At 62.8% G+C, this 12,278-nt stretch carries 13 protein-coding genes; 7 read left to right on the plus strand and 6 right to left on the minus strand.

Annotated elements, in window-relative coordinates; all coding sequences use genetic code 11:
• Nucleotides 1-93 precede the first annotated feature (93 nt).
• The 4 genes from AUR_RS08635 to AUR_RS08650 all read left to right on the plus strand — a co-directional run bounded on the left by AUR_RS08635 (nucleotide 94) and on the right by AUR_RS08650 (nucleotide 2,485).
• Nucleotides 94-1,050: a DUF808 domain-containing protein gene (locus AUR_RS08635; protein ID WP_062098437.1), complete on the plus strand. Its 957-nt coding sequence runs from the start codon at nucleotides 94-96 to the stop codon at nucleotides 1,048-1,050.
• 24 nt (nucleotides 1,051-1,074) lie between these two features.
• Nucleotides 1,075-1,464 (plus strand): hypothetical protein, encoded by a 390-nt coding sequence (locus AUR_RS08640; protein WP_062098439.1) that lies wholly within the window; start codon nucleotides 1,075-1,077, stop codon nucleotides 1,462-1,464.
• A gap of 74 nt (nucleotides 1,465-1,538) precedes the next feature.
• On the plus strand, nucleotides 1,539-1,865 hold the full coding sequence (locus tag AUR_RS08645; protein ID WP_021472996.1) for a hypothetical protein: 327 nt from the start codon (nucleotides 1,539-1,541) through the stop codon (nucleotides 1,863-1,865).
• On the plus strand, nucleotides 1,862-2,485 hold the full coding sequence (locus tag AUR_RS08650; RefSeq protein WP_062098441.1) for a hypothetical protein: 624 nt from the start codon (nucleotides 1,862-1,864) through the stop codon (nucleotides 2,483-2,485). Before AUR_RS08645 ends, AUR_RS08650 begins: the two co-directional genes overlap by 4 nt.
• A 130-nt stretch (nucleotides 2,486-2,615) precedes the next feature.
• Here AUR_RS08650 and AUR_RS08655 read toward each other — a convergent pair whose 3' ends face one another.
• The 4 genes from AUR_RS08655 to AUR_RS08670 all read right to left on the minus strand — a co-directional run bounded on the left by AUR_RS08655 (nucleotide 2,616) and on the right by AUR_RS08670 (nucleotide 7,697).
• The gene (locus AUR_RS08655) at nucleotides 2,616-4,211 is read right to left on the minus strand and encodes a 2-oxo acid dehydrogenase subunit E2 (RefSeq protein ID WP_062098444.1); all 1,596 of its coding nucleotides are present in this window, start codon (nucleotides 4,209-4,211) and stop codon (nucleotides 2,616-2,618) included.
• A 51-nt stretch (nucleotides 4,212-4,262) separates the two neighbouring features.
• Nucleotides 4,263-5,243, minus strand: coding sequence for an alpha-ketoacid dehydrogenase subunit beta (locus AUR_RS08660; RefSeq protein WP_021472993.1), 981 nt, complete (start codon nucleotides 5,241-5,243; stop codon nucleotides 4,263-4,265).
• Nucleotides 5,243-6,427 (minus strand): pyruvate dehydrogenase (acetyl-transferring) E1 component subunit alpha, encoded by a 1,185-nt coding sequence (gene pdhA, locus AUR_RS08665; RefSeq protein ID WP_062098446.1) that lies wholly within the window; start codon nucleotides 6,425-6,427, stop codon nucleotides 5,243-5,245. Before pdhA ends, AUR_RS08660 begins: the two co-directional genes overlap by 1 nt.
• A gap of 151 nt (nucleotides 6,428-6,578) precedes the next feature.
• A complete protein-coding gene (locus AUR_RS08670; RefSeq protein ID WP_062098448.1) occupies nucleotides 6,579-7,697 on the minus strand; it encodes a histidinol-phosphate transaminase in 1,119 nt (372 codons plus the stop codon).
• Between the two features lie 105 nt (nucleotides 7,698-7,802).
• On the opposite strand from AUR_RS08670, the gene AUR_RS08675 reads away from it, so the two are divergent.
• Nucleotides 7,803-8,231, plus strand: a complete 429-nt coding sequence (locus tag AUR_RS08675; RefSeq protein ID WP_021472990.1) for a phage holin family protein — start codon at nucleotides 7,803-7,805, stop codon at nucleotides 8,229-8,231.
• Between the two features lie 17 nt (nucleotides 8,232-8,248).
• Here the strand turns inward: AUR_RS08675 and AUR_RS08680 are convergent, their stop codons facing one another.
• Both AUR_RS08680 and AUR_RS08685 read right to left on the minus strand, forming a co-directional pair.
• Entirely contained in the window at nucleotides 8,249-9,607 is a 1,359-nt protein-coding gene (locus AUR_RS08680; protein ID WP_062098450.1) for an alpha/beta hydrolase family protein, read from the minus strand.
• Nucleotides 9,607-9,918, minus strand: a complete 312-nt coding sequence (locus tag AUR_RS08685; RefSeq protein WP_062098452.1) for a hypothetical protein — start codon at nucleotides 9,916-9,918, stop codon at nucleotides 9,607-9,609. Before AUR_RS08685 ends, AUR_RS08680 begins: the two co-directional genes overlap by 1 nt.
• A 168-nt stretch (nucleotides 9,919-10,086) precedes the next feature.
• Between AUR_RS08685 and purB the strand changes: the two genes are divergently transcribed.
• Together purB and AUR_RS08695 are read left to right on the plus strand one after the other, a co-directional pair.
• Complete coding sequence (gene purB, locus AUR_RS08690) at nucleotides 10,087-11,493, plus strand: adenylosuccinate lyase (protein ID WP_062099383.1); 1,407 nt, start codon at nucleotides 10,087-10,089, stop codon at nucleotides 11,491-11,493.
• Between the two features lie 98 nt (nucleotides 11,494-11,591).
• Nucleotides 11,592-12,248 carry a histidine phosphatase family protein gene (locus tag AUR_RS08695; protein WP_062098454.1) on the plus strand — a complete coding sequence of 219 codons (657 nt, stop codon included), beginning with the start codon at nucleotides 11,592-11,594 and terminating at the stop codon, nucleotides 12,246-12,248.
• The last annotated feature ends 30 nt before the right edge of the window (nucleotides 12,249-12,278 follow it).

Below are 12,278 nucleotides of genomic sequence, written 5' to 3' on the forward strand. Positions count from 1 at the left end.
GCCCGGGACGTAGACTGCGACTATGCAGCTTTCAGGTCTTGCCCCAGATAATCTTGTCCGCCTGGATGCACCCCTACAGGATGGTGTGAAGCTGTGAGCGGGGGTCTGATTGCGCTGCTGGATGACGTCGCTGCACTGGCCCGCTTGGCCGCCGCCTCTGTAGATGATGTCGCCGCCGGCGCCGCGAAGGCCGGGGCGAAGGCCGCCGGCGTCGTCATTGACGATGCGGCCGTGACACCGCAGTACGTGTCCGGGGTGGACCCGTCCCGGGAACTGCCCATGATCCGCAGGATCTTCTGGGGGTCGCTGCGAAACAAACTGCTGATCATCCTGCCGGCCCTGCTGCTGATCAGCGCCTTCATACCGGGAATCATTCCTGTGATCCTCCTGCTCGGGGGCACCTACCTCTGCTACGAGGGCGCCGAGAAGGTCTGGCACAAGGTGCGGGGCCATGCCGAAGCCGCCGACGCTCCGGCCCCGGACCGCGGGCCGGAAGCCGAGGCCAAAGTCACCCGTGGCGCCATCACCACCGACTTCATCCTGTCCTGCGAAATCATGGTCATCGCCCTGAACGAGGTCGCCGTCGAATCCCTCTGGGTTCGCGCCCTTATTTTGGTCGTCGTGGCCATCATCATCACCGTGGCCGTGTACGGGGCAGTGGCGCTCATCGTCAAAATGGACGACATCGGCCTCCACTTGACCAAGAGAGATGCCCCGGCCACCCAGCGAACCGGGCACCTGCTGGTCGCCGCAATGCCAAAAGTCCTCACCGTGATCACGGTGGTCGGAACGATCGCCATGCTCTGGGTTGGCGGACATATCTTGCTGCAAGCCAGCTACGACCTCGGCTGGCACCTGCCCTATGACCTGGTCCATAAACTCGAATCGCCCGTGGCTGAAATCCCCGCGATAGGCCGCGCCCTTGCGTGGCTGATCAACACTCTGTGTTCGGCGATCCTGGGCATCCTTTGGGGTTCCGGCGTCATGGTCCTGGTGCAGGCCGTCCGGCGTGTACTGCCGTTCGGAAAGAAGAAAAGCACTTCCCACTAAGGACGGAAGCCGTAAGATCAGGCTGTGGCGGCACCTGTGGATGTTCTCGGCCCGATCCTGGAAATGATGACCTGGGTGGGCTTCGTTCCCGGCGTGCCCCTTCTCATCGCGGCGTGGATCATTGCCAAACGCCGGTGCCAGTGGGACTCGGTGGAAGCGACGACGTTCAGCGCCGGAGGATTCACCGGACTCCGCTGGAACCGCCCGGATGGGAGCGAACGGCAGGTGCTTCTTGAAGCCGTCCTGCCTGCGGACGGGCGGAACCCTGTCCAGGTTCACTACGACACCTGCCATCCGGCCCGCTGGTCCCTGACCCCTCCCCGGCCCGACCGGACCGTCCTGCTCCTGGGGCTGGTTCTCACTGCCGTTGGTTTGTTGAGCACGATTGGCGGCTTTGTGCTGCTGTTCTTCTAGATTTCGGAGAGCCTGCCGACGCCCGCTCGCATGTGGGGTGGTCGACCGGTACCGGCGAGTCGCATAATCGGTCCATGGGTGAGCGGCTGACCGTGGAACTGGAGGATATCGGGAGTACGTCCTGGTGGGCCGGGATCCTGACGGTCCTGACATCGCAGTACGGCAGCAGACTCCTCCGCTTTGTGGCCCGGTCCAATGGACGCTCCCTTTATACAAGCGACACGTTCACCTCACCGCGCTCCTACCGGGATGGTCCGCCGGAGGAGACATACTCGCCCGGCATGCGACAAGCCCTGGACCGGCTCCTCGAAGACCTCGCAAGGGACGGCTGGGAGCAAACAGGCAAAGGAGAGCATCCGTGGTCTCTTGTCTTCGAGCGGGGCCAAAGGCAGGGCCTGTGACGAAGGCTGGTGACGCACCCGTGGGCTTCCTCCCGCGGTGGATCATCATGGTGGCGGCAGGGGAAGCACTCGGATTCCTGATTCCAGCGAGCATGGGCGCTTGGCTGGGGTTGACCGGAGCCCCGGACACCGTGGTCTACCCGGCCATGATCGCCGCCGGCGCCTGTGAGGGCGCCTTGCTGGGGTACGGGCAGTGGCTGGGCTTCGGCCGCGGGGTGGTTTCGCGGGTTCCTTGGATCGTGGCCACCTCTGCCGGCGCCGCTGTTGCGTGGTCCCTTGGCATGCTCCCGGGCATCCAAGGGGGCTTGGACATCTCCTCACCGCCAACTCTCGCTCTGGTCACCGGTGGTGCGATGCTGTTGCTGGTGACAATTCCATCGCTGCAGTGGCTGGTTCTGCGCCGCGGCGGATCGCAAACCTTGCGCTGGATCCCGGTGAACGCCGGCGCCTGGGCAGCAGGCCTCCTCTGGACAATCGCACCATCGCCGATCGTGGATGAGCGTACGCCCGCCCCGGTCATGATCTCCGTGTACGCAGTGGCCGGGCTCCTCATGGCGGTCACCGTCGCAGCACTCACCGGACCAACGGCACGACGAATCGCGACAGGCCTGGCGCGGTAGCGTAGTGCCGCCTATCGAGGGCAATGGACGCGCGGCGCCGACCTCGCTTAAACGCCGACCTCGCTTAAACAAAGCCGGCTGCACCGTTGCCTATGGCAAGTGTGCAGCCGGTTTGCATTCAAGGTCCTGCTTAGTCGAGCAGCAGCGCCGGTTCTTCCAGGATCGCTGCGACGTCAGCCATGAAGCGGGCCGACAAATCGCCGTCCACAACGCGGTGGTCGAACGAACCGCCCAGAGTGGTGATCCAGCGGGGGATCACCTCACCGTCCAGTACCCACGGCTTCTGCTTGATGGTTCCGAAAGCAATGATGGCAACCTCGCCCGGGTTGATGATCGGGGTTCCCGTATCAATACCCAGCGCTCCGATGTTGGTGATGGTCAGGCTTCCGCCCTGCATTTCCGCTGGCTGGGTCTTGCCGGCACGTGCTTTGGTGGCCAGTTCGTTGAGCGCCAAGGCCAGTTCCTTGAGGGAGAGGTCCTGGGCGTCCTTGATGTTGGGCACCATGAGACCACGCGGGGTCGCTGCAGCGATGCCCAGGTTCATGAAGTGCTTGATCTGGATCTCGGCGCCGCCCTTGCCGTCAGCGTCGTCAACCCATGCCGCGTTCACGCTCGGGTTCCGGGCCGCTGCCCAGATGACGGCCTTGGCCAGGATGAGCAGCGGTGAAACCTTGATGCCCTCGAAGTCGCGGGAGGCCTTGAGCCGCTTCACGAACTCCATGGTCCGGCTGGCGTCGACATCCACAAAAATGCTCACATGCGGGGCAGAGAACGCTGAGTCCACCATCGCTTTGGCGGTTGCCTTGCGTACGCCCTTGACGGGTACGCGTTCGATTCTCTGCTCCTGCGGCTTCTTCGAGGCGCCCCAGAACGAATCGGCACCATCCAGCTCGGCATCGCGCTGTGCCTGGTAGCTGACCAAATCCTCCCTGGTCACTTCCCCGCGCTGGCCGGTGGCCACGACGTCGGCAAGGTCGATCCCCAGATCACGGGCGAATTTACGGACCGGCGGCTTCGCCAAGACCCTGTTCACCAGCCCCGTGATGGTTCCGCCGATCACGGCACCGCGCGAGGCCGCCGTTGGGGTTGTTCCCTGGACCGGAGACGCTTGCTGGGAGGCCGGAGCAGCGGAAGGCACGACGGCGGGGGCCGGGTGCGGCCGCTGCGGCACCGACGGTACGGCTGCTTGGGCGGCGAGGGCAGCCTGGTGGTCCTGGACGGTTCCTTCCGGGCTCTCCGCGACGGGAACAGCCGCCGTTACCGAACGCTTGCGGGGACGGCGCTTGACGGCGTCCGCCTTCGGTCCGGAGCCAACCAAGGGGCCGCCGGCCGGTGCATCACCGCTGTCCGCCGGAAGCTTCCCGTACATGGGTCCGGCGTCCTGTACCGCGGACTGACCTGCGGATGGCTGGCTCTGGTTTGTTGAAGAGGCCGTTTCCCCACCCGCAGCAGGGGCTTGGGGCTGGGGAACTGCTTCGCCGGATTGGCCCTCGGAGACGGCCACGATGGGGGTCCCAACCTCCACGGTGATCCCTTCTTCCACCAAGAGCTCGGTGACCGTGCCGGCGTATGGAGAAGGCAGCTCAACGAGGGACTTGGCCGTCTCGATCTCGCAAAGGACATCGTTGATTGCCACAGTGTCGCCCGGCTTAACCTTCCACGCCACGACCTCGGCCTCGGTGAGGCCCTCGCCAACGTCCGGCAGGTTGAATTTCTTTACAGTCACAGTGGTCCTCGGTTTCCGTGCGCCCTCAGGAGGGGCTGGATCAGTGCAGGGTTAGTAGGCCAGGGAGCGGTCGAGCGCTTCGAGGATCTTGTCGATGTCCGGCAAGTAGTCCTCCTCAACCTTCGCCACCGGGTAGGGCATGTGGAATCCGCCCACGCGAATCACCGGGGCCTCCAGGTGCAGGAACGCCCGCTCGCTGATGCGGGCAGCGATCTCCCCGCCAATGCCGCCGAACGTCGGGGCTTCATGGGCCACGATGAGCCGGCCGGTCTTCTTGACGGAAGCCTCCACCGTGTCAAAGTCCACCGGGGAAATCGAACGCAGGTCCACTACCTCGATGCTTCGGCCATCCTCGGCTGCGGCGTTGGCGGCAGCCAGGGCAACGGGAACCAAGGGCCCGTACGCAACAATCGTGGCGTCCGTTCCCTCCCGGACTACGTGCGCCTTGAAGGGATCCTCCGACAGTCCGGCATCCTCCACATCAACGTCACCCTTGAGCCAGTAGCGGCGCTTCGGCTCGAAGAAAATCACCGGGTCCTGGCATTGGATCGCCTTCTGGATCATCCAGTAGGCGTCGTGCGGGTTGGACGGGGTAATGATGCGCAGGCCTGCAGTGTGCGCAAACAACGCTTCCGGAGACTCGGAGTGGTGCTCAATCGACCCGATTCCTCCGCCGTACGGGATCCGGATAACCACGGGCACCCTCAGCTTTCCCAAGCTGCGGGAATGGATCTTGGCCAACTGCGTGGTGATCTGGTTGAAGGCCGGGAAGACAAAGCCATCGAACTGGATCTCACACACTGGTGAGTAGCCGCGGAGTGCAAGTCCAATAGCTGTGCCCACGATTCCGGACTCGGCAAGCGGGCTGTCCACCACACGGTCCTCGCCGAATTCCTTGATGAGGCCGTCGGTAACCCGGTAGACGCCGCCCAGGTGTCCGATGTCCTCTCCCATGAGCAAGGACTTCGGATTGCTCTTCAGCGATGCGCGGAGGCCTTCGTTGATGGCCTTGGCGATGGTCATTGTTGCCATCAGTTGGATGCCTCCTCTTCGCTTTCAAACCCTGCCGAATACTCTTCGAACCACGCCAGTTCCTCCGCGATCAGCGGGTGCTGCTCTGCGTAGACGTTGGCGAAGGCGTCACGGATATCCGGAACCTCGAGGCCGTGGGTGGTGCTGCGGACGTACTTGGCAAGTTCGTCGCCGTCGGCTTTGACCTGTTCGAAGAAGGCGTCATCCGCGAGCCCTTCCGCGCGGAGGTACTTCTCCAGCCGCTCCAGCGGGTCCTTCTCCCGCCAGGCTGCTTCCTCGGCGGATTCCCGGTATTTGGTGGGATCGTCAGCGGTGGTGTGAGCGCCGACCCGATAGGTGTAGGCCTCGATCAGCACGGGGCCCCGGCCCTCTCTTGCATGTTCCAGCGCCCATTCAGTAACAGCGTGGACCGCAATCACGTCATTGCCGTCAACGCGTATGCCCGGGAAGCCGTATCCCTTGGCCCGGTTGGCGAGGGGAACTTTGGTCTGCACTTCAGTGGGCACCGAGATGGCCCAGTGGTTGTTTTGGCAGAAGAACACCACCGGGGCGTTATAGGAGGCTGCAAAAACCATGGATTCGTGGACGTCGCCCTCGGAGCTGGCGCCGTCACCGAAGTAGGCGATGACTGCCGCTTTGGGGTCAGACGAATCGTGCGCTGCCTTCTGGTCCCGCTGGATGCCCATGGCGTAGCCAACGGCATGCAGGGTCTGGGCGGCGAGAACCAAGGTGTAGAGATGGAAGTTGTTTTCGCGGGGATCCCAACCTCCATTGGAGACACCGCGGAACTGCCTGAGCAGCTCGGAGAGATCGACATTCCGGACCAGCGCGACACCGTGTTCGCGGTACGTGGGAAAAATGTAGTCCTGCGGCTGGCTCGCATGGCCCGAGCCGATCTGGGCAGCTTCCTGGCCCGTGAGCGGAACCCACAAAGCCAATTCACCTTGCCGTTGGAGGGCGGTGGCTTCCTGGTCGAAGCGACGGATCCGTGCCATGTCTGTGTAGAAGACGCGAAGCTTTTCCGGATCTATCCGCTTGGCGTAGTCCGAGAAGATGGAATCGGTGCCGAGCTGTCCGTCCGGGCCCAACAGCTGGACCATGTCTACAGCTTCTTCCGGCGCGACTGCCGCCGACGCCGCCGCCAGAGTCTGGTCAGCCCCGGAGGGCAGTTGTGTCGAGCCCATACAGTCTCCTTGCTAGCCCCCGCCGTTCGCAGTGGCAATTCTGTCGCTGGGATATATGCCCATTCAGGAATGCATTCCTGAATGGGCATATATTTTGGCTTTCGGTCCTTACTTTATAGGCAGTAGGTAGCGGTGGGACATTCGTTAACCGCTAGGAACCCTCCGGCGCCTTTGTATAACCTGCACAGAGCTGGAGGAATCTGCTGTTCGCTTCAACCTCGCCAATGCTTACCCGGACCCCCTCATCTCCGAAGGCGCGCACGGACAACGCCTGTTCCGCAGCCAACGCCGCAAACTCGCCACTGTTCGAACCCAGGTTCAGCCACACGAAGTTCCCTTGGGCATCCGGAACGAACCATCCGAGCTCCCTGAGCCCGTTGACAACGCGTTCACGTTCATCGACGAGGCTTTGTACCCTTTCCACAACCTGGTCGAAATTCTCCAAGGATGTGACCGCAGCGCGTTCCGCAATTTGCGAGACAGCAAAGGGAGTCGCCGTGACGCGCAGGTGTTGCGTCAGCAGCGGACCGGAAACGCTGTACCCGACGCGCAGACCGGCCAAACCGTGAGCCTTGGAGAACGTCCTCAGCACCACCACATTCGGGTATTTTCGGTAAAGCTTGATGCCGTCGACAGCTTCGGGGTCCCTGACGAACTCCTGATACGCCTCGTCGATGACCACCACGACGTTTGGCGGGACGGACTTGATGAATTGTTCCGTTTCCTCGGCGGTGAGGATCGGTCCCGTGGGATTGTTCGGCGTGCAGAGCAGAATGACTTTCGTGCGGACAGTAACAGCAGCAGCCATTGTCTCCAGGTCATGCCGCCCGTCCTTCAACAAAGGGATCTGGACGCTGGCCGCTCCCGCGAGGCCAACACAGATGGGGTAGGCCTCAAAGGAGCGCCACGCGTAGATCACTTCATCAGGCTTGCCATCGTCGTTTTGACCGGCGAAGGTGGCGAGGATCTGGTTGAGGGCGCCAAGACTGCCTGCCCCTGTGACGACGTCGTCAGCGGGTATGTCGAGGAACTTCGCCAGCGCATTGCGCAGCTTGGTGGCCAGCGGATCCGGGTAGCGGTTGATGTCCGACTGGTCCGCGATTGCCTGCAACACTGCAGGAATTGGGGGCAGCGGGTTTTCATTGGACGACAATTTGTAGCTGGTGAGGCCCTCAATCGCGGCAGGAGGTTTACCCGCCGCGTATTTGGGAAGCCTGCCCACGACCGGTCGAGGGAGTACGCCCTCCGGTACGTTGTCAGAATTAGTCATGGCTTCAAGCCTACTTGCAGGTCATCGACGGTGAAGCGCGATAGGCATTCGTTATTTATTGCCCGCAGCAGTGTCAACACAACGCGGTATGGAAGCATTAGGTGCATGGGTTCCTTCATTGTTCGAGTCATCATCAACGGACTGGCCCTGTGGGTTGCCAGTTGGCTTTTGACAGGCCTGGAGATTTCCACGGCAGCAACGGAGAAGGCGGCAGCAAATGCCGGACTTACCAATAGTGCCGACACGGTGGGAATCGTCCTCGCTTATCTCTTCATAGGACTGATTTTCGGCGTTGTGAATGCCGTGGTCAGGCCGTTGGTCAAGCTCCTGTCCCTCCCGGTGACGATCCTGACTCTCGGTCTCTTCACGATCGTGATCAACGCGGCGATGCTTTACCTCACCGCATGGCTCAGCAGTTTTACGCCGGTGCATCTGACCATCGATTCCTTCTTCTGGACAGCTATCCTCGCCTCGATCATCATCAGCGTGGTGAGCTTGGTTGCCGGTTTGATCCCCGGAACCCGCAACCGATAGAGCATTTCAGGGACGGCCTATCGAGGCCCGGATCCGGATCTTGACTCCGGGAGATGCGGGATCCGCAGGGCGGACCGTCCGTCAGGGGCAGGAACGGCGACCGGCGCGGGAGCCCGGACCAGCTTGAACCTGGAGACGGCCGCACCTGCACCGGAGCCAACTGCACCGGCAAATACAGCAGTAGACGCCACCAAGGACGGATCTTGACTGGCGGCTGCCAACTCGGCGCCTTCCGCATAATTGTCCAGGTCATGCCCCGGACCCAAGCCGGGGTCCTCTCCTTCAGGCACCCCAACGGGCTTTGTGAGCGTCACCGTAGTTCTGTCCCTTGTCTCGGGATTCGCCTTCCCTTCGCTGCCCGGCACCCAATCCTGGGCGTGCTCGAAGTGAAGCACCGTGATTCCCGGCTCGGGAATTATTTCCCCTGTGGGTGAGCCGGCCGTCAGCACGTACTTGAGGTCGAACTCCGCAAGAAATGCTTTGTTCTGGCTGAGGTTCATGGCATGGACTCCACCCTGGCTGTGCCCGACGGCCACAACGTGGTCTCCACGTGATGCTCCCGCTTCCCGAAGGGCCTCGGCAATGGCCGGCACCACGTATTGGGAGTCATACCCTATGGCCTCAGCAATGCCGGCCTCATCCAATGGGTTAGACCCGCCCATGTTCTCCTGTTCGGGTTCGGTGCCTGGAATCATCACCATCCACGACGGCGCGCCACCGTTGTCCGTCCGGATGACCTCGATTTCGCCGTCCCCACGGGCGTGAATCTCCTGAATCCGCCGGAGCGCCCACGCCATGGACGGATCCACGGACAGCGTCTCCTGGCTAACCGGCTCAATGCCGACAGTTCTGGGCTGCAGACCTGGAAAGACCTCGGGATTCAAGGTCTCGCGCACCGATTCCCTGGCGGTATGGCCCTCGGGAACGACCCTGTTGACTATCTCCTCCGTCACGTCGCGCCCCAACGGCCAGGACCACGTAAATTCGTCGACGCCGACGAAATGGGGCCGTGCCTGCCGTTCTTCCGCGGCTTCGTAGTCGCGGGCGCTGGCACGGACGTCGGCGCTGACTTCCACCAGTTGGCGGCGTACCCGTCCGACGTGTTGCCGGCCGGCTGCCACAGCATCCACGGCAGCGGAGCCGGTGGCAAGTGAATCGTAGAGATACGGCTCCAGCGCTTCTTGGATCCGCTGCGTTTCGTCCTCGATGCCGATCAGCTGTTGCACCAGTCCGTCCATCACCGCGACGCCGCTCAGAAGTTCTTCGAGCTGAAAAGAGATACCTCCGATTCCACCCCTGATTTTGAGGTATCCGTCCTGGGCCGGAGGAGTTGGCTGCGGTGCTGAACCGGCGCCGACAGGTGCTGCATCCGCCACTACTGATCCGCTTTCCGGGAGACACTGGCGCTTTGGGAGTGGCGAAGGATGGCAGCGGCAGCTGCCTCCAGGGACTCCCGCGCACGCTGGAGCTCCGAGGCATGAACTGCCACGGTTGCCCTGTAGGCGCGCCCCGCCGGTGATTGCCAGTCTTCCAACTGGGCCCGGCGCAGGGCGGCAAGTACAGTATCAGCCTGATCCACGCACGCGTTGGCCCGCCAAGCGAGCCTCTGGACTTCATGGCCGCGCGACGCGCACTCCAAGGGATCAAAGGCAGGCGGGGTGGCAGGAGGCATCAAGCCGACGCTCATAGTCCGTTACTCCATTTTGTTGTGGTGGTGATCTGTGGACTTGACGCTACGGAGCCGCTGCGGGGGTCCGGAAGCGGAAACAAGGGCTATGTGGAAAACGCCGTGGGCTTCCACAGAGGCGGTGTCACCAACTCGGGACCTCCCGCAGAACATGAAAGAATGGGCACCATGGCTGAATCCCCCCGCGTGTCCCTCGCTTCCGAACCCCTCGCCCTTGGTGCCCTTGATGGCCGCTACCGTGCCGCCGTCGCGCCCCTCGTCGATTACCTGTCCGAGGCGGCCCTGAACCGCGACCGCGTTCACGTCGAAGTTGAGTGGCTCATCCACCTCACCAGCCAGTCGGTACTCCCCGGCGCCGGACCCCTCTCCGACGAGCAGGTAGGCAAGCTCCGGGCCATCGTCACCGGTTTCAATGCCGCATCCGTCAACGAGCTGGCAGAGATCGAAGCCGTCACCGTGCACGACGTCAAGGCGGTCGAGTACTACATTGGCCGGCGCCTTCCCGAAATCGGGATTGAAAACCTTACCGCGATGGTGCACTTCGGTTGCACGTCCGAGGACATCAACAACCTCTCCTACGCTGTAGGCATCAAGGGTGCCGTGGAGGACGTCTGGCTTCCCAATGCCAAGGCTCTGGTGGAGCAGATCCAAGCCATGGCGGAAGCGAACCGTGAGGTTCCCATGCTGTCCCGCACGCATGGCCAGCCTGCCACGCCGACCACCCTCGGCAAGGAACTGGCCGTCATAGCGCACCGCCTGAACCGCCAGCTTGAGCGGATCGCCAAGACCCACTACCTGGGCAAGATCAACGGCGCCACGGGCACGTACGCTGCGCACGTCGCCTCCGTGCCCGGTGCTGACTGGGAAGCAGTCGCGAAGTCGTTCGTGGAGGGCTTGGGACTCACCTGGAACCCCTTGACCACGCAGATCGAAAGCCACGACTGGCAGGCCGAACTCTACGCGGATATTGCACGCTTCAACCGCATTCTCCACAACGTCTGCACGGACATCTGGAGCTACATCTCCATCGGATACTTCCGTCAGATTCCGGTTGCGGGAGCCACCGGTTCTTCAACGATGCCGCACAAGGTCAACCCGATCCGCTTCGAAAACGCAGAAGCCAACTTGGAGATCTCCAACGGCCTCCTTGACACCCTCGGGGCCACCTTGGTGACTTCCCGCTGGCAGCGCGACCTAACCGATTCCTCCTCGCAGCGCAACATCGGCGTCGCTTTCGGCCACTCCCTGCTCGCCATTTCCAACGTAGCCAAGGGCTTGAAGGCGCTTGACGTGGCAGAGGATGTGCTCGCTGCAGACCTGGACACAAACTGGGAAGTCCTGGGCGAAGCGATCCAAATGGTGATGCGAGCAGAAGCCATCGCCGGCGTTGAAGGCATGGAGAACCCGTACGAGCGTCTCAAGGACCTCACCCGCGGCCAGCGCGTGGATGCGGCGCGGATGCAGGAATTTGTTCAGGGCCTGGGGCTCTCTCCCGAGGCCGAAGCCCGTTTGCTGGCTCTCACTCCGGGCAAGTACACGGGTATCGCCAACAAGCTGGTGGATCACCTGAAGTAACAAGCAGTCAGGCGCCGAAGACGGCAGGGCCCGCGCCCCGTCGTCTTCGGTCCTGAAGGCACCGAGGACCGACACCTACACGTGAGGAGCGGAGCACCATGAAGCTCCTGTTGATCAGGCACGGACAAACCCCAGGCAACGTGGCAGGCCGGCTGGATACTGCGTTCCCGGGACCAGGGCTGACTGAACTCGGTGAACGGCAGGCCGCCGCGCTTCCCCAGGCCCTCAAGGACGAGTCCCTCGAGGGGCTGTACGTTTCCACCCTCCAGCGGACACAGCGCACGGCAGGAGAACTTGCCAGGAACACCGGGCTGGACCCGGAGATGCTGGATGGCGTGCATGAAATCGAAGCCGGCGCCTTGGAAACGAACACGGACCATGAGTCCCACCTGCGGTACATGGGTACGGTCTTTGCCTGGTCCGGCGGTGATCTGGACCTTCGGATGCCCGGCGCCTACACCGGGCACGACTTCTTTGCCCGGTTCGACGCTTCGGTCGAAAAAGTGCTGGCCAACGGACACTCGACGGCGGCAATCGTCAGTCACGGCGCCGCGATCCGTTGCTGGGCCGCTCGCAGGGCCGTGGACATCGACACCAATTTCGCTGAGAGGCATCCCCTGCCCAATACAGGGATCGTTGCGCTCGAAGGCGACCTGAAGACCGGCTGGCGCGTCCTCCACTGGGATCAAATGCCGGTGGGCGGACAGGCTCTCGCGGACAGGACCGCCGAGGACCCCACGGGCGAGGCACACTAACGCCCGGCTGAGCAAGCTCAAACCAGCTGG

Source organism: Paenarthrobacter ureafaciens, from assembly GCF_004028095.1.
Lineage (GTDB): Bacteria > Actinomycetota > Actinomycetes > Actinomycetales > Micrococcaceae > Arthrobacter > Arthrobacter ureafaciens.

Coding starts and splice junctions, on each gene's coding strand:
- AUR_RS08645 (WP_021472996.1), top strand. CDS start 1,539: ATGGGTGAGCGGCTGACCGTGGAACTGGAGGATATCGGGAGTACGTCC.
- AUR_RS08660 (WP_021472993.1), bottom strand. CDS start 5,243: ATGGCAACAATGACCATCGCCAAGGCCATCAACGAAGGCCTCCGCGCA.
- pdhA (WP_062098446.1), bottom strand. CDS start 6,427: ATGGGCTCGACACAACTGCCCTCCGGGGCTGACCAGACTCTGGCGGCG.
- AUR_RS08670 (WP_062098448.1), bottom strand. CDS start 7,697: ATGACTAATTCTGACAACGTACCGGAGGGCGTACTCCCTCGACCGGTC.
- AUR_RS08675 (WP_021472990.1), top strand. CDS start 7,803: ATGGGTTCCTTCATTGTTCGAGTCATCATCAACGGACTGGCCCTGTGG.
- AUR_RS08685 (WP_062098452.1), bottom strand. CDS start 9,918: ATGAGCGTCGGCTTGATGCCTCCTGCCACCCCGCCTGCCTTTGATCCC.
- purB (WP_062099383.1), top strand. CDS start 10,087: ATGGCTGAATCCCCCCGCGTGTCCCTCGCTTCCGAACCCCTCGCCCTT.
- AUR_RS08695 (WP_062098454.1), top strand. CDS start 11,592: ATGAAGCTCCTGTTGATCAGGCACGGACAAACCCCAGGCAACGTGGCA.